Origin of the sequence: Mesorhizobium sp. M4A.F.Ca.ET.090.04.2.1, from assembly GCF_003999085.1 — a bacterium.
Lineage (GTDB): Bacteria > Pseudomonadota > Alphaproteobacteria > Rhizobiales > Rhizobiaceae > Mesorhizobium.
This window is the reverse complement of record NZ_RZOT01000078.1, coordinates 1-14,355: the sequence shown is the minus strand read 5'-3', so window position 1 is coordinate 14,355 and position 14,355 is coordinate 1. Positions and strand designations below refer to the sequence as shown.

The 14,355-nt window shown below is 65.4% G+C and carries 14 protein-coding genes and 1 pseudogene; 2 read left to right on the top strand and 13 right to left on the bottom strand.

The window, feature by feature from the left end; translation table 11 throughout:
* Window positions 1–912, top strand: a 912-nt coding sequence (locus EN781_RS08360; protein WP_245492561.1) for a metallopeptidase TldD-related protein, incomplete at its 5' end; no start/stop codon positions are given.
* Window positions 913–916: 4 nt separating this feature from the next.
* Here the strand turns inward: EN781_RS08360 and EN781_RS08355 are convergent.
* From EN781_RS08355 to EN781_RS08310, 10 genes are all read right to left on the bottom strand, one after another.
* Window positions 917–2,158, bottom strand: coding sequence for a class I SAM-dependent RNA methyltransferase (locus EN781_RS08355; protein WP_126055926.1), 1,242 nt, complete (start codon window positions 2,156–2,158; stop codon window positions 917–919).
* Entirely contained in the window at window positions 2,155–2,922 is a 768-nt protein-coding gene (locus tag EN781_RS08350) for a TlyA family RNA methyltransferase (RefSeq protein WP_126055927.1), read from the bottom strand. The genes EN781_RS08355 and EN781_RS08350 overlap by 4 nt, the downstream gene beginning before the upstream one ends.
* A gap of 53 nt (window positions 2,923–2,975) precedes the next feature.
* A complete protein-coding gene (locus EN781_RS08345; RefSeq protein WP_126055928.1) occupies window positions 2,976–3,263 on the bottom strand; it encodes a hypothetical protein in 288 nt (95 codons plus the stop codon).
* Window positions 3,264–3,412: 149 nt separating this feature from the next.
* Entirely contained in the window at window positions 3,413–5,326 is a 1,914-nt protein-coding gene (gene dxs, locus EN781_RS08340; RefSeq protein ID WP_126059182.1) for a 1-deoxy-D-xylulose-5-phosphate synthase, read from the bottom strand.
* Between the two features lie 108 nt (window positions 5,327–5,434).
* The gene (locus EN781_RS08335) at window positions 5,435–6,355 is read right to left on the bottom strand and encodes a pirin family protein (RefSeq protein WP_126055929.1); all 921 of its coding nucleotides are present in this window, start codon (window positions 6,353–6,355) and stop codon (window positions 5,435–5,437) included.
* Window positions 6,356–6,363: 8 nt separating this feature from the next.
* Entirely contained in the window at window positions 6,364–6,630 is a 267-nt protein-coding gene (locus EN781_RS08330) for a DUF2277 domain-containing protein (RefSeq protein ID WP_126055930.1), read from the bottom strand.
* Window positions 6,631–6,674: 44 nt separating this feature from the next.
* Window positions 6,675–6,926: an exodeoxyribonuclease VII small subunit gene (locus tag EN781_RS08325; RefSeq protein WP_126055931.1), complete on the bottom strand. Its 252-nt coding sequence runs from the start codon at window positions 6,924–6,926 to the stop codon at window positions 6,675–6,677.
* Between the two features lie 3 nt (window positions 6,927–6,929).
* Complete coding sequence (locus EN781_RS08320; RefSeq protein ID WP_126055932.1) at window positions 6,930–7,856, bottom strand: histone deacetylase family protein; 927 nt, start codon at window positions 7,854–7,856, stop codon at window positions 6,930–6,932.
* A gap of 87 nt (window positions 7,857–7,943) precedes the next feature.
* Window positions 7,944–8,924, bottom strand: a complete 981-nt coding sequence (locus EN781_RS08315) for a hypothetical protein (RefSeq protein ID WP_126055933.1) — start codon at window positions 8,922–8,924, stop codon at window positions 7,944–7,946.
* A 129-nt stretch (window positions 8,925–9,053) separates the two neighbouring features.
* Complete coding sequence (locus EN781_RS08310; RefSeq protein WP_126055934.1) at window positions 9,054–9,647, bottom strand: TetR/AcrR family transcriptional regulator; 594 nt, start codon at window positions 9,645–9,647, stop codon at window positions 9,054–9,056.
* 120 nt (window positions 9,648–9,767) lie between these two features.
* Between EN781_RS08310 and EN781_RS08305 the strand changes: the two genes are divergently transcribed.
* A complete protein-coding gene (locus EN781_RS08305; protein ID WP_126055935.1) occupies window positions 9,768–10,991 on the top strand; it encodes an MFS transporter in 1,224 nt (407 codons plus the stop codon).
* 74 nt (window positions 10,992–11,065) lie between these two features.
* Here EN781_RS08305 and EN781_RS08300 read toward each other — a convergent pair.
* The 3 genes and pseudogenes from EN781_RS08300 to aroC form a co-directional block, all read right to left on the bottom strand.
* A pseudogene (locus tag EN781_RS08300) lies at window positions 11,066–11,571 on the bottom strand (GNAT family N-acetyltransferase); the annotation flags it as partial.
* 27 nt (window positions 11,572–11,598) lie between these two features.
* On the bottom strand, window positions 11,599–12,699 hold the full coding sequence (gene ribB, locus EN781_RS08295; protein WP_126055936.1) for a 3,4-dihydroxy-2-butanone-4-phosphate synthase: 1,101 nt from the start codon (window positions 12,697–12,699) through the stop codon (window positions 11,599–11,601).
* 93 nt (window positions 12,700–12,792) lie between these two features.
* A complete protein-coding gene (gene aroC, locus EN781_RS08290) occupies window positions 12,793–13,902 on the bottom strand; it encodes a chorismate synthase (RefSeq protein WP_126055937.1) in 1,110 nt (369 codons plus the stop codon).
* Between the last annotated feature and the right edge of the window lie 453 nt (window positions 13,903–14,355).

The following is a 14,355-nucleotide window of genomic DNA, read 5'->3' as shown; positions in this document are numbered from 1 at the left end:
GTGCGCGACATCCGCCCGCTGGTCAGGATCAACGTCGCGGTCGTGGTCGGCAGCGGCGACCGCCAGGAGAGCGGCTCCTACGGCATGGGCGGCCGCAAGAGTTTTGGCGAATTCCTGGTCGAGGAGAGCTGGAAGCACGCCGCCAAGGAGGCGTTGCGCCAGGCGCTGGTCAATCTAGAGGCCGTGCCGGCGCCGGCCGGCACATTCGACATCGTGCTGTCCAGCGGCTGGCCTGGCGTCATGCTGCACGAAGCCGTCGGCCACGGACTGGAGGGCGACTTCAACCGCAAGAAGACTTCTGCCTTCGCCGGGCTGATGGGCCAGCAGGTGGCGGCGAAAGGCGTCACCGTCGTCGACGACGGCACGCTACCCGAACGGCGCGGCTCGCTGACCGTCGACGACGAGGGCACGCCCTCGGCGCGCAACGTGCTGATCGAGGACGGCAAGCTGGTCGGCTACATGCAGGATCGCCAGAACGCGCGGCTGATGGGCATGAAGGCGACCGGCAATGGAAGGCGCGAAGGCTATGCGCACCAGCCGATGCCGCGCATGACCAACACCTACATGACCGCCGGCGAAATGCAGCCGGAAGAGATCATCGCCTCGGTCAAGAACGGCATCTATGCCGTCTCCTTCGGCGGCGGCCAGGTCGACATCACGTCGGGCAAATTCGTGTTCGGCTGCACCGAGGCGTACATGATCGAGGACGGCAAGGTAACGCAGCCGATCAAGGGCGCGATGCTGATCGGCAACGGGCCGGACGCCATGCACCGCGTCACCATGGTCGGCAACGACATGAAGCTCGACAACGGCATCGGCATGTGCGGCAAGGCCGGACAAGGCGTGCCGGTGGGTGTCGGCCAGCCGCATCTGAGGATGAACCAGATGACGGTGGGCGGCACCAGGGTTTGAGCGATTACCGCCTTCGCTTCGGCTTCTCCAGCAGCGCGACGGCCTCGACATGCGGCGACCACAGGAACTGGTCGATCGGCGTCACGCTCTTCAGCGTGTAGCCGCCGTCGATCAGGATGCGCAGATCCCGCGCCAGCGTCACCGGGTTACAGGATACGGCGGCCACCAGCGGCACGTCCGAGCGGGCGATCTGCTTCGACTGATCCTCGGCTCCCGCGCGCGGCGGATCGAAGACCAGGCCGTCGAAGGCATTCAGCTCCTTGAAAGTCAGCGGCCGCCGGAACAGGTCGCGGCGCTCGCTGGTCACCCGCTTCAGGCCGCTGGCGAAGCGGAAGGCGCGGTCGAGCGCGGCAAGCGCCGGCGCATCGCCTTCGACGGCATGGACCTCCGACTTGGCGGCCAGGCGCAGCGCGAAGCTGCCGCAGCCGGCGAACAGGTCGGCGACCTTCTTGGCGCGCGACAGGTGCTGGCCGACCAGCTCGGCCATGGTCCGCTCGGCGGCTTCGGTCGCCTGCATGAAAGCGCCGGGCGGCACGGCTACGGCGACCGATCCAAACTGCACCACAGGCTTCTTCGGCTCGACGACGATCTCACCATCGACCGATAGTCTGGCCAACCCCTCGGCGGTGACGAAATTCGACGCGATGCGGCGCTGATGATCGCCGAGCTTGCCTCCGTCCTGGACCGCGACATCCAGACCGGATGCGGTCACGGTGACGGTCATGTGGAAGGCTTTCGAAGTGGCGCAGACCAGGTCGGCCAACGCCCGCAGGCGGCCCAGCGCGGCAACGATCGCCGGCAGCGAGATCGGGCACTCCTCGATCGGAATGATCTCCGAGGAGAGCGCGCGCACGAAACCAAGCAGCATGCCGGCCTCGGTGCGCCGGGCGCTGAAGACGACCCGGCGACGCGTCTCGGGCGCGCATGGCACCACCGCGGCGACTTCGCAAGCGATGCCCTTGGCCTTCAATGCCTGCACAACCTTGTCGCGCTTCCACTGGCGGTAGGCTTCAGCCTCGAAATGCTGCAGCGCGCAGCCGCCGCATTCGGTGAAATGCCGGCAGGCCGGATCGATCCTGAGCGGCGATGCCTCCAGCACCGACATCAGCGTGGCGCGGTGTTTTTCGCGCGCGGCGGTGACCGTCTCGCCCGGCAGCGTGAAGGGGACAAAAACCTCGCCGCCGTCGGCCTCGGCAATGCCGTCGCCCTGCGAGCCAAGCCTGGCGATGGTGAAACGCGCGCTCATTTTTCATCCTTGATGGCGGCGAGCAGGAACTCGCGGTTGCCGTCGCCGCCCTCGATCGGCGATGGGTGCCGCCCCAGCACGCGCCAGCCGGGAACGCCGCCAAGCCAGTCGCCGAGCAGGCCGGCGATGCGTTCGGCGTCAGCCTGATCCCTGAGCAGGCCGCCCTTGCCGATCGCCTCGCGGCCGGCCTCGAATTGCGGCTTGACCAGAAGCAGCGCCCTGGCGCCATCCCCGGCGAGGGCAAGCGCCGGCGGCAGCGCCAGCTTCAGCGAGATGAAGCTGACATCGCAGACGATGAAATCGGGGACAACGCCGCCCAGGTCGGCGGACGAGAGATCTCGGGCATTGAGGCCCTCGATGGCCGTGACGCGCGGATCGCCTGAAATCTCCGGATGCATCTGGCCGTGGCCGACATCGATCGCGGTGACGTGCGCGGCGCCGCGCTCGAGCAGCACCTGGGTGAAGCCGCCGGTCGAGGCGCCGATGTCGAGCGCTTCGCTGCCGGTGGGGTCGAGGCCGAACCGGTCAAGGCCGGCGATCAGCTTCAACGCCGCGCGCGACACGTAACGTTGCGCCGGATCATCGATGGCGATGTGGCAATCGTTCAGGACGCCCTGGCCGGGCTTGCGGGCAACAGCACCGTCGACCGTCACGGTGCCGCGCTCGACGGCGTCGCGGGCGCGCGAGCGGCTGGCGAACAGGCCGCGCTGGACGAGCAATTCGTCGAGCCGCTGGCGAGGACTGGCTGGCAATGCGGAGTTCATCGGCCTTCCTTGGCGAAAGCCGGTCGCGAAGGCAAGGACATTGGCACAGGGCACTAGAAGATGGTTCGCGAGACCGGCCGCTCGACAGCCGGCGCCAGGCCGTCATTGGCATTGCCAGAGGCCTGCCGGCGTAGCGGATCGACCGGCACCGCCGGGAGAGTGTCGGGCAGGACGACCAGTTGTGGAACCTGCTTGTAGGAAAAGCCGCCGCGGATATCGCCGATCTTGCCGGCGACAATGTCCATCACCGCCTTTTCGAGGGTGCGGTCGTAGCGCGTCTCGGCCCTCGCCGGCGCAGCGGCCAGCGCCAAAAAGGCGATGCCGCACACAAACCTGTTCATGGTCGTTGCCCCGTGTCCCTGGGAGGCTTCTAGCAGGCCGCCGTTGAAAAACGGCCAAGAGAAAGGGTAATCAAAGCGGCAAACGGCAGCGTAAACAGTTGGTTACAACCGCAAGCCGGCAAAGTGATTCAGAGGCCTCAGACTTTGTTTCAGGCGCGCTGGGCCTGTGCAGCCTGGCCCAGGGCGACGAAGACGGTCCGCACGATGCCCGCCGTGTCCAGTCCCGCGTCGGCATACATTTTCTCGGGCTTGGCGTGGTCGGTGAAAGCGTCCGGCAGCACCAGCGGCCGCACCTTGAGGCCGCTTTCAAGCAGTCCTTCGTGGGCGAGGAAATGCAGCACCTGGCTGGCAAAACCGCCGACCGAGCCCTCCTCGACCGTCACCAGCACCTCATGCGAACGGGCGAGCCGGCGGATCAGATCCTCATCCAGGGGCTTGGCGAAGCGGGCGTCGACGACGCTGGTCGAAAGGCCCGCCGCGCCGAGTTCCTCGGCCGCCGTCAGGCAATCCTGCAGGCGGGTGCCGAAGGAGAGCAGCGCCACCTTGGTACCTTCCTTGAGGACGCGGCCCTTGCCGATGTCGAGCACCGAGCCGCGTTCCGGCATGTCGACGCCGACGCCGTTGCCGCGCGGATAGCGGAAGGCGATGGGGCCTTCATCGTAATGAGCGGCGGTGCGCACCATATGGCGCAGCTCCGCCTCGTCGGCGGCTGCCATGACGACGAAGCCGGGCAGCGACGCGAGGAAGGTGGTGTCGAAGGCGCCGCAATGGGTGGCGCCGTCGGCGCCGACGAAGCCGGCGCGGTCGATTGGAAAGCGCACCGGCAGCTTCTGGATCGCCACGTCATGGACAACCTGGTCGTAGGCGCGCTGCAGGAAGGTCGAATAGATGGCGGCGAAGGGCTTGTAGCCCTCGGTGGCGAGCCCGGCGGCGAACGTCACCGCATGCTGCTCGGCGATGCCGACATCGAACGTCCGGGTCGGGAAAACCTCGCCGAAGAGGTCGAGCCCGGTGCCGCTCGGCATGGCGGCGGTGATCGCCACGATGCGGTCGTCCGCGTGCGCTTCCTGGATCAGGCTCTCGGCGAAGACCTTGGTGTAGCTTGGAGCGTTGGCGGGCGCCTTGGCCTGCGCGCCAGTAATGACGTCGAATTTGTTGACGCCGTGATATTTGTCGGCGGCGGCTTCCGCCGGGCCATAGCCCTTGCCCTTCTGGGTCACGACATGGATCAGCACCGGGCCGTCGGCATTGTCGCGGACGTTCTTCAGCACCGGGATCAAATGCTCGAGATTGTGCCCGTCGATCGGGCCGATGTGATAAAAGCCGAGTTCCTCGAACAGCGTGCCGCCGGTAACGTAGCCGCGCGCATGCTCGACTGCCCGCGTGATGGCGCGGTCGGCGCGCTTGCCGAGATAGGAGGTCAGCTTCTTGCCGAAATCGCGCAGGCCGAGATAGGCCTTGCCGGAGGCGAGCCTCGCCAGATAGGCGCTCATAGCGCCGGTCGGTGGAGCGATCGACATGTCGTTGTCGTTGAGGATGACGATCAGCCGGGCATCGAGGGCACCGGCATTGTTCATCGCCTCATAGGCCATGCCGGCCGACATGGCGCCGTCGCCGATGACGGCAATGACGTTGTTGCGTCCGCCGGACAACTCGCGTCCGACAGCCATGCCAAGGCCGGCGGAAATCGAGGTCGAGGAGTGGGCCGCGCCGAAGGGGTCGTATTCGCTCTCGGCCCGCCGGGTAAAGCCGGAAAGGCCGCCCTCCTGCCGCAAGGTGCGGATGCGGTCGCGGCGGCCGGTCAGGATCTTGTGCGGATAGGCCTGGTGGCCGACATCCCAGATCAGCCGGTCGTCCGGCGTGTTGAAGACGTAGTGTAGCGCAACGGTGAGCTCGACCACGCCGAGCCCGGCGCCAAGGTGACCGCCGGTGTGGGAAACGGCATCGATCAGCTCGGCGCGCAGTTCCGAGGCGAGCTGCGGCAGCTCGCTTTCGTCAAGCGTCCTCAGATCCGCGGGGATGCGGACCTTGTCGAGGAGTGGCGTTTGCAGCGTCGCGTTCACTTGTTGAGAGGCCTGGTGAAACCTGATGTCATGCACGTTGATCATGGGCGAAATATGCCGCCGCCCGGCGAATGTAAATGCGTGTCAATGACGCGGATGGTTCTGACGTTAATTGTCCGGTAACGGAATGAACTCTTCCTCGTCTCCGGGAACGATATCGAAGCGGCCCGTCTTCCATTCTTCTTTCGCCTGCTCGATGCGCTCTTTCGACGACGAAACGAAATTCCACCAGATGTAGCGCCGGGAGCCGAGCGAGGCGCCGCCGAACAGCATGAAATGGGCACCGTTCTCCGACGAAACCACGATTTCGTCGCCCGGTTTGAACACCAGAAGCCGCTCGGCCGGGAAACGGTCCCCGGCAATCGAGACCTCGCCTTCCAGCGTGTAGATGGCGCGTTCCTCGGCATCGGCCGGAATCTTGATGCTGGCGCCAGCCGCCAGCCTCAGATCGGCATAAAGGGTGTCCGAGGCGGTCGAAACCGGTGAGCGCAGTCCAGAAAAGTCGCCGATGACGACGCGACCGCTGACGCCTTCAGCATCGATCGCGGGCAGGCGCATCACCGCGGTGTTCTGGAAGACCGGGGCGACTTCCTCCTTGCCGTCGGGCAGCGCCAGCCAGGTCTGCAGGCCGGAGATCGACATCGGCGCGCCACGCAATTCCTCAGGCGTGCGCTCGGAATGGACGATGCCGCGCCCGGCGGTCATCAGGTTCACGTCGCCCGGTGCGATGACCATTTCGGTACCGAGCGAGTCGCGATGTCTGATCTTGCCGTCGAACAAATAGGTGACGGTGGAAAGCCCGATATGTGGATGCGGGCGGACATCGATGGCGTGGCCGGCGCGCAGGATGGCCGGCCCCATGCGGTCGAAGAAGATGAACGGCCCGACCAGACGGCGTTTCGCGGTGGGCAGGGCGCGGCGAACCTCGAAGCCGCCAATGTCCTTGGCGTTGGGAATGACCATCAGTTCGATCTGGTCGCAGGCGAACGAATCGCCGGGCTCAGGATCGTTTCCCGGAAAGAAGCTCATCCGATCCCTCAGGCGAAACGGAGGGCGGATCTGGCCTTTGCCTTGGCCGCCTCTTCCTCGCGATTGCGCGGAGTCTGTGTCGTTTCAAGCGAATCAAGCAACTCTCGCGCCGCGGCCGCAATCGCCTCGACCGCATGGTTGAAGGCATGCTCATTGCGCTTGGAGGGCTTGGTCGAGCCACTCAGCTTGCGCACGAATTGCAAGGCTGCGTCATGGACCTCATCATTGGTCGCCGGCGGTTCGAAGTTGAACAAGGTCTTGATGTTTCGGCACATCGCTTGGATTCCTGCCTGCTTTCCTCTGCCCCGCCCCGTGCGGACTAATCCGCGTCCAATGGCTCCGTGCCGACCGGCTTGCCGTCACGCGACAGCCTGATCTTCTCGACCTTGTCTTCGGCCGCCTTGAGCAGCCGGTCGCAATGCGCCTTCAGCGCCTCGCCGCGCTCATAGATGCGGATCGACTGGTCGAGCGGCACGTCACCACGTTCCAGATCATCGACGATCTTTTCCAGCGCGTCGAGCGCCTGCTCGAAGCTCATCGCCTTGACGTCCTCGTTGCTTTCGCCTGCCATACTCTATCCCTTCATCAGCCGCCCGACATGGGCGGCGACCGAAAATGCCAATCCCTGCAGATCGTAGCCGCCCTCGAGCAGGCTGACGAGCCGGTTGCCGCTATGGCGCCCGGCGCGCTCCATCAGCTGGCCGGTCGCCCAGTCGAAATCCTCCTCGGTCAGGTTGATCTCGGCCAGCGGATCGCGATGGTGGGCGTCGAATCCGGCGGAAATGATGATCAGGTCGGGCGCGAAATTGTCGATCGACGGCAGCACGCGCGACAGGAAGGCATCGCGAAACGTGTCGCTGCCGGTGCGAGGCGCCAGCGGCGCGTTGACGATGTTGCCGGCGCCGGTTTCGCTCCTGGCACCGGTGCCCGGGTAAAGCGGCATCTGGTGCGTCGAGCAGTACAGCACCGACGGATCGTCCCAGAAGATGTCCTGCGTGCCGTTGCCGTGATGCACGTCCCAGTCGACGATGGCGACACGCTCGGCCTGGTGCTGCTTTTGCGCGTAACGAGCAGCGATCGCCGCGGTGTTGAACAGGCAAAAGCCCATGGCGGTGGTCTTTTCGGCGTGGTGGCCAGGCGGGCGAGCAGCGACGAAGACATTGGCGGCGCGGCCTTCGAAGACATCATCCACGGCGGCGTTGGCGGCGCCGATCGCCGTCACCGCCGCCTGCCAGCTCTTCGGGCTGGCGCTGGTGTCGGCATCGATCGAGACAATGCCGGTCTCAGGGATCGCGGCGCGCACGCGCGCGACGAAATCCTCCGGATGCGCATAAAGAATGGTGGCCTCGTCGCCTTCCGGCGCCTTGACACGGTCAAGCGCCGAAAATGCCTCGTCGTCAAGCACGCGCTCGATAGCGCGCAGGCGGTCGGGCCGCTCCGGGTGGCCGGGCGGGGTGAGGTGTTCGAGGAAGACCGGGTGAGTGTAGAGACGGGTAGCCATGCCCCGATATAGGCGCGCAAGACCGGTTTGGCCATGTTTTCGCGCCACCAAAGGGGCACGTTCAACAGGGATTAGGCAAGGGTTCGGCTATTGGGGTGCCGGCTGCGTCCAGCGCGAGCCGCCGAAGGACGCCAGCGCCTTGTCCTTTAGTTCGCGGAATTTCGAGGAGGCTTCCGCCAGCCGGCGGTCCCAGTCGGGATTGGGCACCTGGCCTTCGATGGTGGCGAAATAGACCTGCATCAGAGAGGCGATGGCGAAGGGCTCGATGAAGGCTGCCTTGAAGGCCCAGGCAAAGACGATGGCCAGAACGAAGGCCCAGCCGCCCAGCTGGCCCGGCATGGCCCAGAGGATGGCGCCGGCTGGCGCCAGCATGAGCAGGAAGATCACGAAGGACACGCACCACATGATCACCGCCAGCCAGACCGCGTTCTTGACCATGGTCTTGCCGTTCTGCGCATAGAGCACGACGCCTTGCCTCGCCGTCTCGAAGGGCGAGGTGGAGTTGATGCGGATGTTGTAGCCGAGGATGATCTCGTCGACATAGGTCAGCGACATGCGGATCACCGTGTTGATGAAACTGACAAGGCCGTTGAGACCGGGAATGGGCAGGAAGGCGGCGATGCCGCCGATGAGGCCGGTGATGGCGCGGATGGCGCCCTTGACCAGTTGGTCGATCACGAACAGCACATTGGCCTCGGCGAAGCGCTCGGTCACCACGGCCCTGGCATAGGAGATCTGGTTCTGGCCGTCGGGAACGTCCTGGCCGTCGATCAGATGGACCATGACGGCGATATGCCCGGCCTTGAGGACGTAGAGGATGTATTCGCGGATCCAATAGACCGCTACGGACACGACGCCGAAGCCGACCACCCCGCCCCACAGCGCGAAGGAGAGCGGCCCCTCGGGGTCGGTGGAGATGTGGCCGACGCCATAGCCGACGCTGGCGCCGGTGCCGGTCGCCATAATGTAGGCCAGCGTGATGCCGAAATAGACGATCATGCGAAAGACGATGAAAGGCCATGTCCTGATCATGATGGACACCGACCGGCCGATGCTAAAGTCCCACATGGCCCGACTCTCCCGCCTCAGAGATGGTAGAGGAGGATGCGCTCGCCCCGGCCATTGTCAATCTTGGCGGCGCCGCGCCGGCCCAAAACCGGTGTACAAACCGCGCGTCATGGTTGCTGACCCGTTCGCTCAGGGCTGCTTGCGCAGCCCCTCGAGCAGTTGCTTGAACGCAGCCACCGCCTTTTTCGACGTCGCTTCCGGATCCTGCGAATTGGCGATCCGCTGCGCAGCCTGGCTGCTCGCGCCGTTGATCAGCCGCGCCGTGGTCTCGGGATCGAGGTCGGCCACGACCACCCCCTCCTCCTGCAGCCTGGTCAGGTGATCGGTCATCGACGCCGTGCATGCGCTGGCGTTCGGCCACTGCGCGGGATCACCCAGCACCGCCGGAGCATCGCGGAACATGATGCGCTGGATCTCCGGCTCCAGCGCCAGTTCGATGTAAGTGGTGCATTCGTCGACGAAATGCTGCCAGCGGGTCGGCGCCCTCGCCGCCACCTCGTTCACCCGGGCAGCCATCTCGCCGTCGATCTCGGCGATGACCGCCTGCAGCAATCCCCGCTTGTCGCCGAAGTGGTGATAGAGCGCGCCGCGCGTCAGCCCGGCCGAGGCGGTGAAATCATCCATCGAGGCGTCCGCATAGCCGATGGTGCCGAAAGCGTGGCGGGCGGCCGCGATCAGCTTGGCGCGCGTCTCGGCGATCATCTCCTTGCGAGGTCGGTGCATGCGGTCTGGCCCTATTCACATACGCTTCGTATGCCAATTGACATACGCGGCGTATGATCTATCTGAATTCATACGCAGCGTATGTAATTGTCGATCCTTCCCTTGTCGAGGACCCAGACCATGCAGAATCCCTATTCGGAAATCTTTCGAGCTCCCGGAAGCAAGGGCTTCGCCGCGGCCGGTTTCGTGGCCCGCCTGCCAATCGCCATGGCGCCGATCGGCATCGTCGCCATGCTGTCGCAGACCCATGGCGAATACTGGCTGGCCGGCGCCGTTTCGGCGAGCTTCGCGCTGGTCAACGCATTCCTTGCGCCGCAGATCTCCCGGCTGGTGGACCGCCTCGGCCAGACGCGCATCGTCGTGCCGACGACGGTGATCTCCGTGCTCGCTTTCGCAGCGCTGATCGCGGCAGCCAACCAGGACTGGCCGATATGGACGCTATTTGCTTCGGCGCTGCTTGCCGCGGCCATGCCCAGCATCCCGGCGATGGTGCGCGCCCGCTGGACGGAGATCTTCCGGGATCGCCCGGAGCTGAACACCGCTTTCGCCTTCGAGTCGGCGGCGGACGAGTTGGTCTATATCGCCGGGGCATCGTTGTCGGTGGGATTGAGCACTGCGCTCTTCCCGGAAGCAGGCATGCTTGCAAGCACCCTGTTCCTCGGCTTCGGCTCGGCAGCCTTCATCCTGCAGCGTGCGACCGAACCCGGCGTGCGGCCGGCGGAGCATGGTGCGCGCGGCTCGGCGATCCGCCTGCGGCCGGTTCAGATCATAACCTTCGCGCTGATCTTCATTGGCGCGACCTTCGCCACCACGGAAGTGAGCACGGTGGCGATCACCGAGGAGCTCGGCCAGCCGGAAGCGGCAAGCCTGGTCATCGGCGTCTATGCGCTCGGCTCGTTCATCCTCGGCATCATCATCGGCGCGCTCAACCTGAAAATGCCGCTGCAACGCCAGCTGGCCATTGCGGTCGCCGTGATCGCGCTCACCACCCTGCCGCTCCTCGTTGCCAGCACGGTGCCGCTACTCGCGCTCGCCGTCTTCGTCAGCGGCGTCGCGATCTCGCCGACCTTCATCACCGCCTTCGGACTGATCGAGCGGCGCGTGCCGGAAGCGATGCTGACCGAGGGAGTCACCTGGGTGATGACCGGAATCGGCATCGGCATGGCGCTCGGCTCCTTCGCCGCCGGCGCCGTGGTGGATGCGTTCGGCGCCCAGAGCGGCTTCCTTGTGTCGGTGGCAGCGGGGGTGATCGCGCTGACGACGGTGCTCATCGGCCAGCGCAGCCTGGCCGGGCCGCATTGCGATCTCACCGGATGCGAAGCGAGCGCCGTTCCCGCGCAATGAAGCCTGTCAAGCCAAGGCCCTTCCCGTCCCCAGGCGACCGGCCCTGGGTCCTCGTCGCGCCGCCCGAACATCCGCGATGTGACACCGAAGAGCATCGTCGGCGCGCCGTGCAACATTACATCGCGCTCGAAGACGAAGCCGCATTTCTGCAGCACGCGCCGCGACGCCGGATTGGCGCGGCGCGCCAGGCCGATCACACGGTCGGCGCGCAATGGACCGAAGGCGGCGTGCAGCGCCTCTTGCACCAGCTCCGTCGCGAAGCCGTGGCCCAGCTTTCGGGCTGTAGGTGGTAGGACAGGTTCAGACCATCGAAATCGCTGGAGACGGTGACGCCGCCGAAGCCGACCATCTTCCCGCCCGCCTCGACCGCCCAGCGGCCAAAGCCGTGCCTATCCCAGTGGCCGATGTCGCGCGCGAGCCTTGCGGCGCTGTGCTGCGGCGTATCCGGCGTCGGATCGGGACGATGCGCGACAAGCTCATTGCGTGAGAAGAGGTCGATCAGGAAAGCCAGGCCGGATGTTGCCGGCCGGCGCAGCAGCAGCCTTCCGCTACGCTGGCTGGAAGGCAGTGACACGTTCATCCGCTCCCAGCCCGGAGCCGACCGGCCTTAAAGGATCTCAGTCTTGGCGATGTGGATGCCGAAGCCTTCAAGGCCGACATAGTGGCGCTCGCGCGAGGCGATAAGGTTGATCGAGGAAATGCCGAGATCCTTGAGGATCTGCGCGCCGAGGCCGATCTCGCGCCATTCGTTCTCGCGGCGGCGAGCTTCTTCGTGGTCTTCACGATCGCCGCTTGCCGGCCGCTTGCGCTCCTGGTGGGCAACGCCAACCGAGCCCTCGCGCAGGTAGACGATAACGCCGCGCCCGCGCTCGCCCATCGCCTTCATGATGGCGTCGAGCCGATGGCTGGTGCCGAACACGTCGGTCACGACATCCTCGGAGTGCAGGCGCACCGGAACCTCCTCACCGTCGCGGATATCGCCGAAGACAACCGCGACGTGGTGCATGGAATCCCAGGGCAATGTGTAGGTGAAGACCTGAGCCTTGCCGCCGAGTGTGTCGATGTCGGAGCAGGCGACGCGCTCGACCAGCGTTTCCTTGCGCTGCCGGTAGGCGATGAGATCGGCCACCGAAACCTGCTTCAGGCCGTGCGCCACGGCGAAGGCCTGCACTTCGGGACCGCGCTTGACCGTGCCGTCATCGTTGACCAACTCGGAGATGACGCCGATCGGCGGCAGGCCGGCGAGCTTGCAAAGGTCGACGGCGGCCTCGGTATGGCCGGAGCGCATCAGGACGCCGCCTTCGCGCGCAATCAGCGGAAAGATATGGCCGGGGCGGACGAAATCGGAGGCGCCGACATTGCCGTTGGCGAGGTTGCGGACGGTGAGCGTGCGGTCGTCGGCGGAAATGCCGGTCGTGGTGCCGTGCTTGAAGTCGACGCTGACGGTGAAGGCGGTGGTGTGGGCGGAGTCATTGTCGGCCACCATTGGCGCCAGGTTGAGGCGCTTGGCTTCCTCGCGCGGCATCGGCGTGCAGACGATGCCGGAGGTATTGCGCACGATGAAGGCCATCTTCTCCGGCGTGCAGTGGACTGCGGCGACGATCAGGTCGCCTTCGTTCTCGCGCCCGTCATCGTCCATGACCACGACGATCTCGCCGCGCTCGAAGGCGCGGATGGCTTCGACGATCTTCTTTTGGTCGTATGGCATTGTGCGCTCGCTTTGCTCGCAAGGGAGTAGGGGAATAGGGCAGTAAGGGAGCAGGGGAAAGCGAAAAGTTCGGCGTCGGAGCGCGAGCTAGCCCTACTGCCCCACTCCCTTCCCCGTCTGTCCTCTGTGCCGCAGATAGTGATCGGCAATCGCGCAGGCAACCATCGCCTCGCCGATCGGCACAGCGCGGATGCCGACGCAAGGGTCGTGGCGGCCCTTGGTCATCACCTCCACGTCGTTGCCGTCCTTGTCGATCGATTTGCGCGGGGTCAGAATCGAGGAGGTCGGCTTGACGGCGAAACGGGCGACGATCGCCTGCCCGGTCGAGATGCCGCCCAGGATGCCGCCGGCATTGTTCGACAAGAAAACCGGCTTGCCGTCATTGCCGATGCGCATCTCGTCGGCATTCTGTTCGCCGGTGATGCGGGCGGCCTCGAAGCCATTGCCGATCTCGACACCCTTGACGGCGTTGATCGACATCAGGCCGGACGCGATGTCCTGATCGAGCTTGGCATAGATCGGCGCGCCGAGACCGGCTGGAACCCCCTCTGCGACGATTTCGATGACGGCGCCGACGGAGGAACCCGCCTTGCGGATGCCGTCGAGATATTGGGTGAAGACGGGAACCGACGCCGGATCCGGCGTGAAGAACGGATTTTCCGCATCGCCGATGAAGTTCCAGTTCCAGTTGGCCCGATCGATGGATTTTTCACCCATCGAGACCAGTGCGCCGCGTACCATCATACCGGGCACGACCTTGCGGGCGAGCGCGCCGGCTGCCACCCGCGCCGCCGTCTCGCGCGCCGAGGAGCGGCCGCCGCCACGGTAATCGCGCAGGCCGTATTTGACCTCGTAAGTGTAGTCGGCATGGCCCGGCCGGTACTGGCGGGCGATCTCGCCATAGTCCTTCGAGCGCTGGTCGACATTCTCGATCAGCATCGAGACAGGCGTGCCGGTGGTGATCATCGTCTCGCCGTCCTCGTCGAGGATGAAGCCGGAAAGGATCTTGACCTCGTCCGGCTCGCGGCGCTGCGTCACGAAACGCGACTGGCCGGGCCGCCGCTTGTCGAGTTCGGCCTGGATTTCCGCTCGGGTGAAGCGGATGCCGGGCGGACAGCCGTCGACAACGCAGCCGAGTGCCGGCCCATGGCTTTCGCCCCAGGTGGTGACGCGGAAAAGATGGCCGAACGTGTTGTGAGACATGGAAAAGCGCCCTGCCCGGCGGCGGAGCCGGTAATCTTCTCGGTGGCGCAGCGTCCTCTGCGCGCCCAAAAGGACGCGCGGCGCTGCACGCTGCCTTCTATTGGCGTTTTCCACAGTGGTCAAACCGGCGGATCCAGCATGATGGACGATTTCGGCGCTACGGCGGCATCGTCCGATGTCGAACCACTGCGCCGCAACCCTCGCTGAGCCACCATCTCGGCATCGGGCTGAACAACAAACGCCGTGCCGGTCGATCTATAGCCGCTGTTGTTTCCCGGCTATCCTATGAAGCCAGCGAGGTCGGGCAGGCGGTCTCTCCAGTATCTATGGATCGTGCAAGTAAGGCAGCCGCGTGATTGGGGGCGGTGGAGCTAGGATTTCCTTTTGGGATTGGCAAGGCCGCCAGTATCGGCTAGCTAGCATGCCGGACAATCTTCGGAGCGAACTTGGCTG

Bases quoted from the DNA above. Each gene is read 5' to 3' on its own strand.
- EN781_RS08330 (WP_126055930.1), bottom strand. From the start codon at position 6,630: ATGTGCCGAAACATCAAGACCTTGTTCAACTTCGAACCGCCGGCGACC.
- ribB (WP_126055936.1), bottom strand. From the start codon at position 12,699: ATGCCATACGACCAAAAGAAGATCGTCGAAGCCATCCGCGCCTTCGAG.
- EN781_RS08325 (WP_126055931.1), bottom strand. From the start codon at position 6,926: ATGGCAGGCGAAAGCAACGAGGACGTCAAGGCGATGAGCTTCGAGCAG.
- EN781_RS08310 (WP_126055934.1), bottom strand. From the start codon at position 9,647: ATGCACCGACCTCGCAAGGAGATGATCGCCGAGACGCGCGCCAAGCTG.
- EN781_RS08320 (WP_126055932.1), bottom strand. From the start codon at position 7,856: ATGGCTACCCGTCTCTACACTCACCCGGTCTTCCTCGAACACCTCACC.
- EN781_RS08355 (WP_126055926.1), bottom strand. From the start codon at position 2,158: ATGAGCGCGCGTTTCACCATCGCCAGGCTTGGCTCGCAGGGCGACGGC.
- EN781_RS08315 (WP_126055933.1), bottom strand. From the start codon at position 8,924: ATGTGGGACTTTAGCATCGGCCGGTCGGTGTCCATCATGATCAGGACA.
- EN781_RS08350 (WP_126055927.1), bottom strand. From the start codon at position 2,922: ATGAACTCCGCATTGCCAGCCAGTCCTCGCCAGCGGCTCGACGAATTG.
- aroC (WP_126055937.1), bottom strand. From the start codon at position 13,902: ATGTCTCACAACACGTTCGGCCATCTTTTCCGCGTCACCACCTGGGGC.
- EN781_RS08305 (WP_126055935.1), top strand. From the start codon at position 9,768: ATGCAGAATCCCTATTCGGAAATCTTTCGAGCTCCCGGAAGCAAGGGC.
- EN781_RS08335 (WP_126055929.1), bottom strand. From the start codon at position 6,355: ATGAGCTTCTTTCCGGGAAACGATCCTGAGCCCGGCGATTCGTTCGCC.
- EN781_RS08345 (WP_126055928.1), bottom strand. From the start codon at position 3,263: ATGAACAGGTTTGTGTGCGGCATCGCCTTTTTGGCGCTGGCCGCTGCG.